This is a genomic window from Sphingobium sp. LMC3-1-1.1 (genome assembly GCF_040676285.1).
Taxonomy (GTDB): domain Bacteria; phylum Pseudomonadota; class Alphaproteobacteria; order Sphingomonadales; family Sphingomonadaceae; genus Sphingobium.
The window spans coordinates 1,071,116-1,083,943 of sequence record NZ_JBEGHQ010000001.1; the positions used below are offsets into that span (position 1 = coordinate 1,071,116).

Below are 12,828 nucleotides of genomic sequence, written 5' to 3' on the forward strand. Positions count from 1 at the left end.
GAATCATTTTGAGAGCGAAAGGACCGTAAAGCAGTCCGATTGTGAAAAGGTCGGTGGTAGAGAGGTCGAGATGAAATTCACGCGTCCATGGATCGTCGCAGGCCTGCTGCTGACCGCACCGGGCGCGCAGGCGCAGTTGTTGCCCGCGACCGGCGGCACCCTGGGTCAGGTCAGCGGACCAGTGGGCGGCATCGTGCCGCAAGTGCTGGACCGGGTGGACGGCGCGCTGGATCAGGCTGGGCTCGACCAATTGTCGCCCGCGCGGCTGGCCGACCGGCTGGTAGCGGCGCGCGCAGCGCGAATCGACGATCTGCTGCGGCGGCATGCGGATGAAGTGGAACTGGACGACCGGCGCCAACCGGCGCGGCGCGGGGTGATATTGCTGACCGGAGCGCGGACGGAAAGCGTCGAGGCGCTGCGTTCAGCCGGCTATGGCGTGGAAAATGCGGCCATAGAAGGGCTGGACCTAAACATCGCGCGTCTGACCGTGCCGCAGGGCCGAAGCCTGTCGCGCGCGTTGAAACAGGTCCGATCACTCGCGCCGGAGGCACAGGCCAGCGCCGACAATCTCTATTTCCCCAGCGGGCCTTCGATCGGCATTTCCGCAGCCGCACTGGCTGAGGGCGGGACGGCGCGTGGCAAGGTGGCAGGCCTGATCGACGGCGGCGTCGCCCGCCACCCGGCGCTGAGCGGCGTGATCGAGCAGCGGGGCTTCGCCCGCGGCGCTCCTCGCGCCAGCGCACATGGGACAGCGGTAGCCTCCCTGATCAGCGGGACAGGCAGCATCAGGGGTGCGGCGCCTGGCGCGCCGCTGCTGGTGGCGGATGTCTATGGCGATGATCCCGCGGGCGGCAGCGCCTTCGCGATCGCGCGGGCGCTGGGCTGGATGGTGGCGCGCGGGACCGAAGTGGTGACGGTCAGCCTGGTGGGGCCGGACAATCCGCTGCTCGCCGGCGCGATCCGACTGGCACGGGAACGCGGCCTGTCCATTGTCGCGGCGGTGGGCAATGACGGTCCGGCGGCCCCTCCGGCCTATCCCGCCTCCTATGCCGGGGTAGTCGCCGTCACCGGCATAGACGGGCGCGGCCGCGTCTTGCCCGAGGCCGGGCGAGCGCGTCACGTCGACTTCGCAGCGCCGGGGGCCGACATGAATGCAGCGCGAGTCGATGGCGGCAAGGGCAAGGTTCGCGGCACGTCCTTCGCGGCGCCGCTGGTGGCGGGGCGGCTGTTCGCTGCCGGCAGCGTGCAGGCCTTGCGCGCGGAAGCAAAGCGCAATGCCGGGCTCAGCGTCATTTGCGGCAATTGCAGAAATAATGATTGATTTTCAAATATTTGAAAAATTTTCATGACATTCGGGGATTAAAGTGGATCGCCCTTCCGTTGTCCTGCCATCGGATCGACAACGAACAAGGAGACGATCGATGAAAGTCCAATTCCTGATTGCTACCGCCGCTCTCGCTGCTCTCACCGCCGCGCCCGCCTCTGCCCAGTTGCTGGGTGGCGGTGGCGGCGGCATGCTCGGCGGCGGCCTGGGTGGCGCGCTGGGCGGCGTGGGCGGATCGCTGGGCGGTACGCTGAGCGGTTCGGGCGGCGTTGGCCTCGACCGCAGCATCGACCTGGAGAATGGCCGCGTCGGCGCCAGCGGTTCCGGCCATGGCAGCGGCAACGGTTCTGCCTCCGGATCGGTCAGCCGCCACGGCAAGAGCCACAGCGGCAACGCTTCGGGTTCTGCCAGCGGATCGGCAAGCGGCAGCCTGACGGCCGACACGCTTGGCACCGGCGACGTGCGCAACGCCGTGGGTGGCCTGCGCGACCAGGCCGGCAGCACCGTCGGCGCAGCGCGGGATCGCGCCGCCACAACCGCAGGCGAGGCCAGGGACCGCGCCAGCGCCACCGCAGGGGCAGCGCGTGACCACGCTGCCAATGCCGCGAACCGCACCCGTACGGTAGCCGGCAATGCCGCGGGGAGCGTTGCGGGCGCCGCCAACGGCGCGGCGAACAGCGCAAACGGCCTGGCATCCGTTGATGCCTCCGGGCAGTTGTCGGGCAGCGGACAGGCGTCCGGTTCAGCCAGTTCGACAAACTCGGATCAGGCGGCCAACTGACCTCGCCCGGAGGCGGCATGTCCCCGCCCGGCTTTCAGCCCTATTGCCGCCTCCCCGCCTGATCGAAGGCTGGCGATCCTCACCGGATCGCCAGCCTTCACGCTTTCTGAACCGGGCATCAAAAGCCTTTGATATAAATGGTTTAAGATGATCGCGCTTTTCATGGCGCGCCTAAAGGTCTAGATTGCACATCATAGGGTTCCTTCGGCCATGTCGAACGGAACCGAAGGTCGCCAAAGGTGCGTCGCGGCACCATATTGAAGAGATACGGTACGGAATGTCCGTTTCGGATTCCGATTTTGCTTCCAAGCGGCTTCATGATCGCCAGCGCAGACTGCTGAAGGCACGTATGCGTCATCCAGATCATGGTGAGATCGACATATTGGTCCGCGACGTTTCGGAAATGGGCCTGGGCGGGCGGTGCGACCGCGAACTCGCCGTGGGAGAGAGCGTGGTCATCCTCCTGCCCGACTGCCGGCCTGCCCATGGTCGGATCGCGTGGCGCAAGGGGCAGAGCTTTGGCGTGCAACTGACGGCCGAGATCAATCCGGAGGCGGTCAGAAACCGCGTCACTATCGATCGGCCGACCGAAGGATATCATGTGCCTGACGCATTCCGTCCCTCGATCGAAACGAAACGGCCTGGCTTTCGGACGCGTGCACAGGGGCCGGACACCGATAATAAGTGGCGATGATTTCGCATCTTTCCGGAGCCATCAGGTTCTGCCCGTCGCAGAACACATGAATGAAGAAGGCCGCCGATCCCACTGGAACCGGCAGCCTTTTCTTCCGTCGCTATGGTACGGTCAGGCGACCTTGGTCGCGAATTCCTCGGCTTCGTCGGGATCGCGCAGCACATAGCCGCGGCCCCATACGGTCTCGATGTAATTTTCCCCGCCGCAGGCCAGCGCCAGTTTCTTGCGCAGCTTGCAGATGAAGACGTCGATGATCTTGAGTTCGGGTTCGTCCATGCCGCCATAAAGGTGGTTCAGGAACATTTCCTTGGTCAGCGTCGTGCCCTTGCGGAGCGAGAGCAGCTCCAGCATCGCATATTCCTTGCCGGTCAGGTGGACGCGGTTACCGTCCACTTCCACGGTCTTGGCGTCCAGGTTCACCGCCAGCTTGCCGGTGCGGATAACCGACTGCGAATGCCCCTTGGACCGACGGACCACTGCATGGATGCGGGCGATCAGTTCCTCGCGATGGAAGGGCTTCGTCACATAATCGTCGGCGCCGAAGCCGAAGGAGCGAACCTTGCTGTCCATTTCCGCCACGCCGGACAGGATCAGCACGGGCGTTTGCACCTTCGCCGCACGGAGCTTCTTGAGCACGTCATAGCCGTGCATGTCCGGCAGGTTCAGGTCGAGGCAGATGATGTCGTAGTCGTAGAGCTTGCCGAGGTCGAGACCTTCTTCGCCCAGGTCGGTCGTGTAGACGTTGAACCCCTCGGTGGTGAGCATCAGCTCGATCGCCTTGGCCGTCGTCGGTTCGTCTTCGATTAGCAGCACGCGCATGTGAAGCCCCTTTGCGTAGCGGTTCCGTTCACCCCCAGAGAACGACGACCGCTCCAATTCATTAACCAAAAAACTTCTGAAGGACAAAGGTTAATTTTTCGCTAACCGGCAGAATTCCACGAGTCGTGCTATTTTGAATCTGTTTTCAACGTTTTGAGCACGAAATGATTCAGATGGAGTCAATATGGATTCGTCTTCGAAACGAGAACTCAGCAGCCATGATGGCGGGTGAGGAAATCCAGCACCGCATCGACCCGCGCGGGCCGCAACCGCGACGGCGGCGTCACCAGATGGATGCCGATCGGCGGCGGCCGCCAGTCCACCAACAGTTCTTCCAGTTCACCAGCGGCCAGCGCTTGCCCGACGATGAAGTCGGGCAGACGGGCAATGCCGACCCCGACACGCAGGGCCGGCAGCATCGCCTCGCCGCTGTTGACGGTCAGGCGGGCGCGTACCTGCACCACGACATTCTGCTGGCCCGGCCCCGAAAAGCGCCAGACCTCAGGCGTCGGCGTGTTGGAATAGCAGAGGCAATCATGGCTACCCAGGTCGGACGGATGGGCGGGGCGTCCCCGTTCCGCCAGATAGGCAGGCGACGCCACCACGTGCAGCTCGACATCGGCCAGGCGTCGGGCCCGAAGCGAACTGTCGGGCATGTCGGCGATGCGGATGGTGGCGTCCAGGCCCATTTCCACCAGGTCGATGCGTGCGTCGGAGAGGTGGAGGTCGATGTCGACCAGCGGGTTCTGCTTCGTGAACTCGGCAACCAGCGGTGCGATGCGGAGCAAGCCGAAGGTCATCGGCGCGCCGAGCCTGACAACGCCGGAAAGTTCGGCCGTTTCATCTCTGGCCGCTTCCTCCGCCGCCTGCCCCTCGGACAGGATGCGCGCCGCATGATCGGCCAGCCGCCTGCCGCTCTCAGTCAGCGCGAGGCGACGGCTGGTGCGGCTGAACAGGCTGGTGTCCAGATGCTGCTCCAGGCGCGTCACGGCCTTGGACACGGTGGCCTTGGACACGCTCAGTGCCTTGGCGGCGTCGGTGAAGCTGCGATGTTCGACCACGGCGGCGAACATCGCCCATGCCTCGAAATCCGGAAGACGCATAAGGAAACAATCCGTTTCAATGCTGCTTATTCAAGAAACGATCCTGATCGCTAGATGGGGATTAAGCAAGCCGGAACCGTCCGGCATCGCAATCGAAAGGCATTGATCATGAGTATGACAGTAGGGAGCCTGATCGAGCGTCGCCCCTTCGCGTCCCTCGGTCATGCCGATCATGGCTGGCTGAATGCGCGTCACCATTTTTCCTTTGGCGACTATCATGATCCCGCCCGCATGAACTGGGGCGCGATCCGCGTCTGGAACGATGATGAAATACGCCCCCGTTCGGGTTTTCCGCCGCATCCGCATGCGGACATGGAGATCATCACCTATGTCCGCAAGGGCGCGATCACCCATCAGGACAGCCTGGGCAACAGAGGTCGTACCGAGGCCGGCGACGTCCAGGTGATGAGCGCGGGCACCGGCATCCGCCATGCCGAATATAATCTGGAAGACGAGACGACGACCCTCTTTCAGATCTGGGTCATGCCGCGCTCCAAGGGCGGTCAGCCATGCTGGGGCGCCAAGCCTTTTCCGAAGGGCGACCGATCGGGCGGGCTGGTCGTTCTGGCAAGCGGCCACGCCGAGGATGGCGAGGCGTTGCGCGTCCGCGCCGACGTCAGGCTGCTCGGCGGAACCGTCAAGGCGGGCGAGAGCGTGACCTACGACAGTGCCGAGGGGCGCCACCTCTATCTGGTTCCGGCAACCGGCCGGATCGAGATTGACGGCCAGATTTTCGAGGCGCGGGACGGCGCTGCGATCATCGGCGGCGCGCCCATCGTCATCACCGCCATCGAGGACGCCGAAATCGTCCTGGTGGACAGCGAATAAGGCCCGTCCTTCCTCCCTCTGGGCAGGCCGAAAGGCCGCCTGCGCTCTTCCCCTCCCCCGGCGCAGGCGGCCAACTGTTTTGAAACCTTTTTATTAACAATGCATTAGATGAAATGGAGACGCACATGGCTAAAGTTCTGGTTCTCTACTACTCCTCCTACGGCCACATCGAGACGATGGCGAAGGCCGTGGCGGAAGGCGCCGCCGCCGCAGGGGCGCAGGTCGACATCAAGCGCGTGCCCGAAACGGCGCCGCTGGAAGTCGCGCAGGCTGCTCATTTCAAGCTCGATCAAGAAGCCCCGATTGCGAGCGTCGCCGATCTGGCCGACTATGACGCGATCATCGTCGGAACCGGCACCCGTTTCGGCCGCATGTCGAGCCAGATGGCGGCGTTTCTGGACCAGGCCGGCGGCCTTTGGGCACGCGGCGCGCTGAACGGCAAGGTGGGCGGCGCCTTCACCTCTACGGCAAGCCAGCATGGCGGACAGGAAACCACGCTGTTCTCGATCATCACCAACCTGCTGCATTTCGGCATGGTCATCGTCGGCCTCGACTATGGCTTTGCCGCGCAGATGGGCGTCGACAAGGTACGCGGGGGTGCGCCCTATGGCGCGACCACACTGACCGGTGGCGACGGCAGCCGCCAGCCGGGCGAAGAAGAACTGGAAGGCGCGCGCTACCAGGGCCGCCGCATAGCGGAAACGGCGCTGAAGCTGCACGGGTAACACATCGCTGCGCCGTCTTGGCGGTGCAGTCGTTGAGAGCCTTGGGTCGCAGGGCATCAACGCAGAGGGAGCCGGCGCATTGGACTGCGCGTCGGCTCCCTTTCTGCATCCGGGATGCGACGGGACATGTCATTGCGGTTGCGCCCCATCATGGCTGCGGTCGACATGCAGCCTTCCTGAAGCAGGTCGATCAACTTCCTCCCTTCCCTCAGTCCCCCACCTTGCTCTATGGCGGGGACCGAATTTCCCAAGGGGAACGCCAACTTGATCCTTGACCTTGCCGCCGCCGCTTCGGGGGCCATCCGCTTCGACCAGCTCGGCCTCAGCCCGGTTGCCCTCGACCTCGGCTTCTTCACGCTGAAATGGTACAGCCTCGCCTATCTGGCGGGCATATTGATCGGCTACTGGTACCTGCTGAAGCTGATTGCCCAGCCCGGTTCCCCCATGGCGCGCCGCCATGCGGACGACATGATCTTCTATGCGACGCTGGGCATCATCATCGGCGGGCGGCTGGCCTATGTGTTCTTCTACCAGCCCGAGATCCTTCGCCATCCGCTCGACATCTTCAAGCTGTGGAACGGCGGCATGTCCTTTCACGGCGGCGCGGTCGGCGTGTCGCTCGGCATTCTCTACATGGCGCGCAAGGAAAAGCTCTCCTGGCTGCGCATCCATGATTTCGTTGCCTGCTGCGTACCGTTCGGCCTGTTCTTCGGCCGGCTCGCCAATTTCGTGAACGGGGAACTGTGGGGCAAGGAAACCGACGTGCCCTGGGCGATCGTCTTCCCGACCGGCGGCCCCTTCCCCCGCCATCCCAGCCAGCTCTACGAGGCTTTCCTGGAGGGCATCGTGCTGTTCCTGATCCTTGCCTTTGCCTTCTGGAAAACCCGCGCACGCTACAAGCCCGGCATGTTGGTGGGCATCTTCCTGCTCTGCTATGGCATCTTCCGCTTCGGGGTCGAATATTTCCGTGAAGCCGATGCGCAGCTCATGGAATTCGCGGCCCGCACCGGCCTGCACATGGGCCAGTGGCTGTGCGTGCCGATGATCCTGGGCGGCCTGTACCTGATCTTCACCGCCCGGAGCCGCCGCATACGCGTGGAACCGATAGCGGGCAGCGCGAGTGTCAGTTGAGCTGAGCCTGTCGGAACGCCTGGCGCGCCAGATCGCGTCAGGCGGACCGATTTCCATCGCCCATTATATGGCGGAGGCGAACCAGCATTATTACGGCACGCGCGACCCGCTGGGCGCCGCTGGCGACTTCACCACCGCGCCGGAAATCAGCCAGATGTTCGGAGAACTGGTGGGGCTGTGCCTGGCGGACGTCTGGATGCGGTCGGGCAGCCGGCCGGATATCGGCTATGTCGAACTCGGCCCCGGTCGCGCTACGCTCGCCTCCGACGCGCTACGGGCGATGGCCAGCATATCCTTCGTCCCCCGGGTCCATTTCGTGGAGACCAGCCCCAGCCTGCGTGAACGGCAAAGGACGCTGATCCCCAATGTCCTGCATCACGATGCCGTCTCCGGCCTGCCAGAACAGGGTCCGTTGCTGGTCGTCGCGAACGAATTTTTCGACGCCTTGCCCGTGCGGCAGATCGTGCGCAGCGGCGGGGAATGGCGCGAACGGGTGGTGATCTGCCCCGATCCGGACCAGCCCGATCGCTTCGCGCCCGTCACCGGCTATCGCCGCGTCGAATCGGGCATCCCGCCCCTTGCCACCGAAGCGCCGGAAGGTGCGGTACTGGAGATGCCGCTGGCGGGCACGGCGATCGCGCTGGAACTCGCACACAGGATCGCGCGGCAGGGCGGCGCAGCTATCATCATAGACTATGGCTATGAGGGGCCGGCGCTGGGGGATACGTTGCAGGCGGTGCGCGCGCACCGTTTCGCGGACCCTTTCATCGAGCCGGGCGAAAGCGACCTCACCACCCATGTCGACTTCACCATGATCGGCAACATGGCGCGACAGGCAGGGCTGCGGGTGCTGGGACCGGTCGGTCAGGGCGCCTTCCTGCGTCAGCTCGGCATCGACGCCCGGGCCGATCAACTGGCCCGCACGACGCCGGCCCGCGCGGAAGAGGTGGAGGCAGCGCGCCTGCGGCTGACCGCCGACGATGCAATGGGAACACTGTTCAAGGCGATGGCCTGGGTCCATCCCGATTGGGCGGAGCCAGCAGGTTTTGAGGGATAGGCCTGGCCTGGCTTCCCTCAATCTTCCTGGTGATAGCGGCTCAGCCTGCGGATGAAGCCGATGAGGCCCGTCTGCCGGCTGCGCTTCATGCGCTCGGCATGCAGGATGGTCTGGACGCGTTGGAAACAATCGTCCGCATCCACATTGCACAGGACATAATCATAGCCGTCCCAATGCGCGATCTCTCCAGCGGCGCGGGACATGCGCCCCTCGATCACCTCATTGCTGTCGGTCGCCCGTCCGCGCAGGCGACGCTCCAGTTCCTCCATCGACGGCGGCAGGATGAACACCCGCACCACGTCCCCGCCCGCAATCTGGTGGAGCTGCTGCGCGCCCTGCCAATCGATATCGAACAGAACGTCGCGGCCCGACTTCAACATCGCCTCCACCGCAGCGCGGGGCGTGCCATAGCGCTGGCCGAAGACATGCGCCCATTCCAGGAACTCATGATCGGCGGTCATGCGCCGGAATTCCTCCAGATCGACGAAATGATAATCCTTGCCGTCGACCTCTCCCGGCCGCATCGGGCGGGTCGTCGCCGACACGGACATGGCAAGATCCGGCTCGGCGGCCAGCAACTTGCGCGCGATGGTCGATTTACCGGCGCCGGACGGGGAGGAAAGAACGAACAGGACGCCGCGGCGCTTGAAATCGGGCGTCTCTATGGAGCTGCTGTCGGCCATGGCCGCTCTTGGCGCCATGGACGGGATTTGGCAAGGGGGACTCTGTCGCGCCGTCAGCCCTTGCGAGCCTTGCGCGCCTCCTCGATCAGGATGGGCGGCGGGCTGGTGTCCGGCAGGGCCTTGGCCATGCGCTTGCGGTCCGCCTCGCGCTTCGCCTCATAGACCTTGCCGGCCATATAGGCGCCGGTCACGAACAGCGTGCCCATGGGATGGCGCATGATGAGCCGTTTTGCGCCCATGCCCGCCAACAGACCGATCACGCCCTTCTTGCCGGTATCGGCGGCCACACGCGCAGCAACGACGGTCGCGCCGACGCGGGCTACCTTTCTCAGCAGCCCGTCCTTGCGGGGCGAGCGGACGGCGATGACGGGCTTGTCAGACGATTTTTTCCTCATGGGACATGAATGTACCGCAGCGCGTCGGGTTCCACCATGGTGATGTGGATCAAACCATATTTTCCGGTCGAACAAGCCGGTCGAAGCTTGCCTCGTCGACCAGCCCCAGTTGCAGGCCCGCCTCCTTCAGCGTCAGCCCTTCGGCATGCGCATGTTTCGCGATCCTGGCGGCATTGTCATAGCCAATCTCCGGCGCCAGCGCAGTGACCAGCATGAGCGAGCGGTCGACCAGCTCGGCAATCCGCCTCTCATTCGCCTCCAGCCCATCGATGCAGCGTTCGGCAAAGCTCTTCATCCCCACGCTCAGCAGATGGATCGACCGCAGCACCGCAGCGCCGATCATCGGCTTGAAGACATTGAGTTCCAGATGCCCCTGCAGGCCGCCTACCGTCGCCGCCTGGTGATTGCCGATCACCTGTGCGGCGACCATGGTCAGCATCTCGCACTGGGTGGGATTGACCTTGCCCGGCATGATAGAGCTGCCCGGCTCATTGGCCGGCAGGTCGAGTTCGCCAAGGCCGGAGCGCGGCCCGCTGCCGAGCAGGCGGATGTCATTGGCGATCTTGGTCAGCGCCACCGCCAGCGTCGCGAGGGTAGAGGACAGATGGACCAGCGGGTCATTGGAGGCGAGTGCCTCGAACTTGTTGTCGGCGGCCCGGAACGGCAGGCCGGTCAGCGCAGCGATCTCCTTCGCCACCGCCACGTCGAAGCCCTTGGGCGCATTGAGGCCGGTGCCGACCGCCGTACCGCCCTGCGCCAGCGCCATCATGCCGTGCATGGCCGCCGGCTCGATCCGCTTACGGCCGCGGTAGAGTTGATGGGCATAGCCGGAAAATTCCTGACCCAGCGTGAGCGGCGTCGCGTCCTGCAAATGCGTGCGGCCGATCTTGACGATGCCGTCCCAGGCCTTCGCCTTGGCGTCGAGCGCGGCGTGGAGCCGGTCGAGCGCCGGAAACAGTTCCGCCGTTACGGCCCGCGCCGCCGCGATGTGCAGGGCGGTCGGAAAGCTGTCATTGGACGACTGGCCCATGTTCACATGGTCGTTGGGGTGGACGGGGCTCTTGCCGCCGCGCCTGCCCGTCATGCCCTCGTTGGCGATGCCGGCGATCACCTCATTGACGTTCATGTTGGATTGGGTACCGCTGCCGGTCTGCCAGATGACGAGCGGGAACTGGTCGTCATGCCTGCCTGCGACGACCTCGGCCGCGGCAGCCTCTATGGCATCGGCCAAGCCCGACTCAAGCCCGTGGCCGCGATTCACCCGCGCCGCCGCCTGTTTCACGATGGCCAGCGCATGGATGATGCCGATCGGCATGCGTTCGCCCGCGCCGAAGGGAAAATTCTCGATGCTTCGCTGGGTCTGCGCGCCCCAATAGGCGCTGGCCGGCACGTCAATGGCGCCGATGCTGTCGGTTTCGATGCGGCTGTCGTTCAAGTCGGGCACTCCCATGAAATCGCCGGAGTGCCGTCAATCTGGGGAGGCTCGACCCGTTATTCCAGCCTTATTTCTTCTTGCCGAAGTCAACCGTCACGACGTTGGAGCCGTCCTCCGTCGTCACCTGCGGCGCGTCATTTTCCGCCTCTTCATGCGGTTCTGGGGCAATGTCGGCCTGCGCCTGGAACTGAAGCGCGAAATTCACCGCCGGATCGACGAAGGCGGTGATCGCGGCGAACGGAATCGTCAGGTGCGCCGCCACCTGGTTGAAGGTCAGGCTGACCCCGAATTCGTCGTCACTGACCTTCAGATCCCAGAATTTGTTCTGGAGCACGATGGTCATTTCGTCGGGAAAGCGCTCGACCAGATGGCGGGGAATATCCACTCCGGCCGCCTGAGTCTTGAAGGTGATGTAGAAATGATGCGTCCCCGGCAGGCCACCGGACCGCTCGATCTCACCAAGCACGCGGCCAACCACTGCGCGCAGGGCCTCCTGCACGATTTCATCATAGGGAATCAGGCTGTCGGGCAGGTCGTCGCTCATGCGCCAATGTCCTAACGGCGCAGCGGCGCGGGTCAAGTCCGCGCCAAAGATTGCCCGAGCACATTGCAAGACGGGCACAGTGCGCTATAGGGCGCAGCCATGCGCACGGCCGACATTCACCGCAATACTGCGGAAACGCAGATCGACGTGACCGTCAACCTGGACGGCACCGGCATCTATACCGTTTCGACGGGCATTGGCTTCCTGGATCACATGATCGAGCAGCTGTCTCGTCATTCGCTGATCGACATGGACGTGAAGACGGTCGGCGACCTGCATGTGGACCAGCATCACACTACCGAGGACACGGCGATCGCCATTGGCGAGGCGGTGGCGAAGGCGCTTGGCGACAAACGCGGCATTTCCCGCTACGGCAGCGTCTATTCCCCGATGGACGAGACGCTGACCCGCGTGTCGCTGGACATTTCCGGCCGCCCCTGGCTGGTGTTCAAGGTGGGCCTCACCGTCCAGAGCATCGGGGAATGGGACAGCGAGATGGTGGAGCATTTCTTCCACAGCTTCGCCCAGGCCGCCGGGATCACGCTGCACATCGAAAATCTCTACGGCAGCAACAATCATCATATCGTCGAAAGCTGCTTCAAGGGCCTCGCCCGCGCGTTGCGGCAGGCGGTGGAGATCGACCCGCGCAAGGCAGACGCCATTCCCTCGACCAAGGGGATGCTGTGACCGCGCTTGCCCTGATCGACTATGGCGCGGGCAACCTTCATTCGGTGCATAACGCCCTGCGCAAGGCGGGGGCGGATCACGCCGTCATCACCGCCGATCCGGAAGTCGTAACCAGGGCGGATCGCATCGTCCTGCCCGGCGTCGGCGCCTTCCGCGCCTGCCGCGACGCGCTGGTCGCGATCCCCGGCATGGTGGAGGCGATGAACGAAGCCGTCCACAAGCGCGGCGTGCCTTTCCTGGGCGTGTGCGTGGGCATGCAGTTGCTGGCCGATGCCGGGGAAGAGTTCGGCTGCCATGAAGGCCTGGGCTGGATAGCCGGCACCGTCAGGCTGATCGAGCCGAGCGCCCCCGCGATCAAGGTGCCGCACATGGGCTGGAACGACGTGATGCTGCGCGGCACGCCGCCGCTGCTACATGCGGGCGAGGCCTATTTCCTGCACAGCTATCATTTCGAAGCGGCCGACCAGGCGGATGTCGCCGCCGTCACCGATCATGGCGGGCCGCTGGTCGCCGCGGTGGCGCGCGACACGATCATCGGCTGCCAGTTTCACCCGGAAAAGAGCCAGGGCTATGGCCTTTCCTTCCTGTCCCGTTTTCTGGATTGGCGTCCCTGAAACCGCCG

At 64.5% G+C, this 12,828-nt stretch carries 15 protein-coding genes; 9 read left to right on the forward strand and 6 right to left on the reverse strand.

Going from position 1 to position 12,828, the window contains the following annotated elements:
- Nucleotides 1-70: 70 nt before the first annotated feature.
- From MRBLMC3_RS05340 to MRBLMC3_RS05350, 3 genes are all read left to right on the forward strand, one after another.
- The gene (locus tag MRBLMC3_RS05340) at nucleotides 71-1,321 is read left to right on the forward strand and encodes a S8 family serine peptidase (protein WP_363826392.1); all 1,251 of its coding nucleotides are present in this window, start codon (nucleotides 71-73) and stop codon (nucleotides 1,319-1,321) included.
- A 100-nt stretch (nucleotides 1,322-1,421) separates the two neighbouring features.
- Entirely contained in the window at nucleotides 1,422-2,105 is a 684-nt protein-coding gene (locus tag MRBLMC3_RS05345; protein WP_363826395.1) for a hypothetical protein, read from the forward strand.
- Nucleotides 2,106-2,454: 349 nt separating this feature from the next.
- Nucleotides 2,455-2,799 carry a hypothetical protein gene (locus MRBLMC3_RS05350; protein WP_363734484.1) on the forward strand — a complete coding sequence of 115 codons (345 nt, stop codon included), beginning with the start codon at nucleotides 2,455-2,457 and terminating at the stop codon, nucleotides 2,797-2,799.
- Between the two features lie 111 nt (nucleotides 2,800-2,910).
- On the opposite strand, the gene ctrA is transcribed toward MRBLMC3_RS05350, so the two are convergent.
- Nucleotides 2,911-3,618, reverse strand: coding sequence for a response regulator transcription factor CtrA (gene ctrA, locus MRBLMC3_RS05355; RefSeq protein ID WP_025549663.1), 708 nt, complete (start codon nucleotides 3,616-3,618; stop codon nucleotides 2,911-2,913).
- 209 nt (nucleotides 3,619-3,827) lie between these two features.
- Nucleotides 3,828-4,721 carry a LysR family transcriptional regulator gene (locus tag MRBLMC3_RS05360; protein WP_363826398.1) on the reverse strand — a complete coding sequence of 298 codons (894 nt, stop codon included), beginning with the start codon at nucleotides 4,719-4,721 and terminating at the stop codon, nucleotides 3,828-3,830.
- A gap of 108 nt (nucleotides 4,722-4,829) precedes the next feature.
- Here MRBLMC3_RS05360 and MRBLMC3_RS05365 point away from each other — a divergent pair, with 108 nt between their 5' ends.
- The 4 genes from MRBLMC3_RS05365 (at nucleotide 4,830) to MRBLMC3_RS05380 (ending at nucleotide 8,462) form a co-directional block, all read left to right on the forward strand.
- Entirely contained in the window at nucleotides 4,830-5,549 is a 720-nt protein-coding gene (locus tag MRBLMC3_RS05365; protein WP_363826401.1) for a pirin family protein, read from the forward strand.
- Between the two features lie 125 nt (nucleotides 5,550-5,674).
- Nucleotides 5,675-6,274, forward strand: coding sequence for an NAD(P)H:quinone oxidoreductase (gene wrbA, locus MRBLMC3_RS05370; protein WP_363734482.1), 600 nt, complete (start codon nucleotides 5,675-5,677; stop codon nucleotides 6,272-6,274).
- 228 nt (nucleotides 6,275-6,502) lie between these two features.
- A complete protein-coding gene (lgt, locus tag MRBLMC3_RS05375; RefSeq protein WP_363734481.1) occupies nucleotides 6,503-7,405 on the forward strand; it encodes a prolipoprotein diacylglyceryl transferase in 903 nt (300 codons plus the stop codon).
- Nucleotides 7,395-8,462: a class I SAM-dependent methyltransferase gene (locus tag MRBLMC3_RS05380; RefSeq protein ID WP_363826403.1), complete on the forward strand. Its 1,068-nt coding sequence runs from the start codon at nucleotides 7,395-7,397 to the stop codon at nucleotides 8,460-8,462. The genes lgt and MRBLMC3_RS05380 overlap by 11 nt, the downstream gene beginning before the upstream one ends.
- A gap of 17 nt (nucleotides 8,463-8,479) precedes the next feature.
- On the opposite strand, the gene gmk is transcribed toward MRBLMC3_RS05380, so the two are convergent.
- Genes gmk through MRBLMC3_RS05400 form a run of 4 tightly spaced genes read right to left on the reverse strand, consistent with a single transcriptional unit; the run spans nucleotide 8,480 to nucleotide 11,519 of the window.
- Complete coding sequence (gene gmk, locus MRBLMC3_RS05385) at nucleotides 8,480-9,145, reverse strand: guanylate kinase (protein ID WP_363734479.1); 666 nt, start codon at nucleotides 9,143-9,145, stop codon at nucleotides 8,480-8,482.
- A 53-nt stretch (nucleotides 9,146-9,198) separates the two neighbouring features.
- Nucleotides 9,199-9,540 carry a hypothetical protein gene (locus MRBLMC3_RS05390; protein ID WP_363826406.1) on the reverse strand — a complete coding sequence of 114 codons (342 nt, stop codon included), beginning with the start codon at nucleotides 9,538-9,540 and terminating at the stop codon, nucleotides 9,199-9,201.
- Between the two features lie 49 nt (nucleotides 9,541-9,589).
- On the reverse strand, nucleotides 9,590-10,990 hold the full coding sequence (gene fumC, locus MRBLMC3_RS05395) for a class II fumarate hydratase (protein ID WP_414714621.1): 1,401 nt from the start codon (nucleotides 10,988-10,990) through the stop codon (nucleotides 9,590-9,592).
- Between the two features lie 52 nt (nucleotides 10,991-11,042).
- Nucleotides 11,043-11,519 (reverse strand): SspB family protein, encoded by a 477-nt coding sequence (locus tag MRBLMC3_RS05400; protein WP_133652345.1) that lies wholly within the window; start codon nucleotides 11,517-11,519, stop codon nucleotides 11,043-11,045.
- A gap of 99 nt (nucleotides 11,520-11,618) precedes the next feature.
- Between MRBLMC3_RS05400 and hisB the strand changes: the two genes are divergently transcribed.
- Both hisB and hisH read left to right on the forward strand, forming a co-directional pair.
- Nucleotides 11,619-12,206, forward strand: a complete 588-nt coding sequence (gene hisB / locus MRBLMC3_RS05405; protein WP_133652346.1) for an imidazoleglycerol-phosphate dehydratase HisB — start codon at nucleotides 11,619-11,621, stop codon at nucleotides 12,204-12,206.
- Complete coding sequence (gene hisH / locus MRBLMC3_RS05410; RefSeq protein WP_363826411.1) at nucleotides 12,203-12,820, forward strand: imidazole glycerol phosphate synthase subunit HisH; 618 nt, start codon at nucleotides 12,203-12,205, stop codon at nucleotides 12,818-12,820. Before hisB ends, hisH begins: the two co-directional genes overlap by 4 nt.
- The last annotated feature ends 8 nt before the right edge of the window (nucleotides 12,821-12,828 follow it).

Coding starts and splice junctions, on each gene's coding strand:
- MRBLMC3_RS05340 (WP_363826392.1), top strand. CDS start 71: ATGAAATTCACGCGTCCATGGATCGTCGCAGGCCTGCTGCTGACCGCA.
- MRBLMC3_RS05345 (WP_363826395.1), top strand. CDS start 1,422: ATGAAAGTCCAATTCCTGATTGCTACCGCCGCTCTCGCTGCTCTCACC.
- MRBLMC3_RS05350 (WP_363734484.1), top strand. CDS start 2,455: ATGCGTCATCCAGATCATGGTGAGATCGACATATTGGTCCGCGACGTT.
- ctrA (WP_025549663.1), bottom strand. CDS start 3,618: ATGCGCGTGCTGCTAATCGAAGACGAACCGACGACGGCCAAGGCGATC.
- MRBLMC3_RS05360 (WP_363826398.1), bottom strand. CDS start 4,721: ATGCGTCTTCCGGATTTCGAGGCATGGGCGATGTTCGCCGCCGTGGTC.
- MRBLMC3_RS05365 (WP_363826401.1), top strand. CDS start 4,830: ATGAGTATGACAGTAGGGAGCCTGATCGAGCGTCGCCCCTTCGCGTCC.
- wrbA (WP_363734482.1), top strand. CDS start 5,675: ATGGCTAAAGTTCTGGTTCTCTACTACTCCTCCTACGGCCACATCGAG.
- lgt (WP_363734481.1), top strand. CDS start 6,503: ATGGCGGGGACCGAATTTCCCAAGGGGAACGCCAACTTGATCCTTGAC.
- gmk (WP_363734479.1), bottom strand. CDS start 9,145: ATGGCCGACAGCAGCTCCATAGAGACGCCCGATTTCAAGCGCCGCGGC.
- MRBLMC3_RS05390 (WP_363826406.1), bottom strand. CDS start 9,540: ATGAGGAAAAAATCGTCTGACAAGCCCGTCATCGCCGTCCGCTCGCCC.
- fumC (WP_414714621.1), bottom strand. CDS start 10,990: ATGGGAGTGCCCGACTTGAACGACAGCCGCATCGAAACCGACAGCATC.
- MRBLMC3_RS05400 (WP_133652345.1), bottom strand. CDS start 11,519: ATGAGCGACGACCTGCCCGACAGCCTGATTCCCTATGATGAAATCGTG.
- hisB (WP_133652346.1), top strand. CDS start 11,619: ATGCGCACGGCCGACATTCACCGCAATACTGCGGAAACGCAGATCGAC.